Origin of the sequence: Pseudomonas putida W15Oct28 (genome assembly GCF_000708715.2) — a bacterium.
GTDB lineage: Bacteria > Pseudomonadota > Gammaproteobacteria > Pseudomonadales > Pseudomonadaceae > Aquipseudomonas > Aquipseudomonas putida_R.
Window position 1 is genome coordinate 1 of record NZ_JENB01000104.1, and the last position, 352, is coordinate 352.

Here is a 352-nt window from a genome sequence, read left to right on the forward strand (position 1 = left end):
CCCTTTTTCGATTTGGTAGGCACAATTGGACTCGAACCAACGACCCCCACCATGTCAAGGTGGTGCTCTAACCAACTGAGCTATGTGCCTGTCGTGTGGTGCGCATATTAGTGATCCAATGCGTACCTGTAAAGCTTTTTTTTGAGAAAAATCAAAAACTTTCGAATGTGAGCGCTGCGTGCCCATACCGCGGTTTCGATGCCCGCGAAATGGACAATGAAAAAAGGGATGACCCTTTCGGATCACCCCTTTTTCGATTTGGTAGGCACAATTGGACTCGAACCAACGACCCCCACCATGTCAAGGTGGTGCTCTAACCAACTGAGCTATGTGCCTGTCGTGTGGTGCGCAT

The 352-nt window shown here is 49.4% G+C and carries 2 tRNA genes; both read right to left on the reverse strand.

From position 1 onward, the window contains the following. Positions 1-13: 13 nt before the first annotated feature. A tRNA-Val gene (locus AK81_RS27605) sits at positions 14-90 on the reverse strand. Positions 91-259: 169 nt separating this feature from the next. Beyond that, a tRNA-Val gene (locus AK81_RS27610) sits at positions 260-336 on the reverse strand. Positions 337-352: the final 16 nt, after the last annotated feature.